This is a genomic window from Tautonia marina, from assembly GCF_009177065.1.
Taxonomy (GTDB): Bacteria; Planctomycetota; Planctomycetia; order Isosphaerales; family Isosphaeraceae; genus Tautonia; species Tautonia marina.
Genome location: NZ_WEZF01000064.1, coordinates 1 through 852 on the forward strand (window position 1 = coordinate 1; position 852 = coordinate 852).

An 852-nucleotide genomic window follows, 5' to 3' on the forward strand; every position below is an offset into this window, starting at 1 on the left:
ATCTGCCGGGAGGAGGACAAGTCAACCGATCGGCCGGGGGAGCATCCATGATCCGCATCCAGTTGCCGGACGAGGAAGTCGAGGCGTTGGAGTCGGTGCTGCGGACGAGCCCGGAGGCCCCGCTCCGCACCCGAGCCCAGATCGTCCTGATGGCCCACCGGGGCCGCCCCCGCGGCCAGATCGCCTGCGACACCGGCACCTCCCGCAGCTCAGTTCAACGATGGCTCAACGCCTACCTGGAGCGGGGCCTCGACGCCCTGCGGCCCCGCAAACCGGGCAAGCCGCACCCCAAGCTGACCGCCGACCTGGCCCCCGTGCTGAGGACCTGGGTGATCGAGGGGCCGCAGGCCCAGGGGCTGGACCGGGCCTACTGGACCCACGCCGAGCTGGCCGAGCACCTCTACCGCACCCACGGTGTCCGGGTCGGCAAGTCGGCGATGCAGGCCTTCTGCCGCAAGCATGGCATCCGGCCGTATCGGCCGACCTACCGCTTCCTGCGGGGCGACCCGCAGCGGCAGGCCGAGGCCCGTGGGGATCTGGCCGAGTTGAAAAGGGGGCCGAGGCCGGCGAGCTGATCCTCCTGAGCCAGGACGAGGCCCGCTTCCCAATGGTGCCGCCCCTGTGCAGCACGCTCGGGGTGAAGGGGCATCGGCCGGTCGTCGGCACGAGGGACTGCAAGGATCTGCTCTACGTCCTGGCGGTGGTTAACGTCGTCACCGGCGTGCTGCACGCCAACACGCTGGAGAGCCCGGCGAGGGCGAAGGCGATGTCCGGCAAGAGCAAGACCCGGCGGATGCAGGAGGCCTTCGCCGCCCAACTGCGGCACGTCGCCCGACTCTACCCGTCCGCCGA

General features: G+C 70.9%; 1 protein-coding gene and 1 pseudogene. Both read left to right on the forward strand.

Features of this window, described 5'->3' with window-relative positions; all coding sequences use genetic code 11:
• Positions 1-575 (forward strand): helix-turn-helix domain-containing protein (locus GA615_RS27210; RefSeq protein WP_235905698.1); only part of this gene is annotated, 575 nt, incomplete at its 5' end.
• A 32-nt stretch (positions 576-607) separates the two neighbouring features.
• Positions 608-852, forward strand: a pseudogene (locus GA615_RS27215) (transposase); the annotation flags it as partial.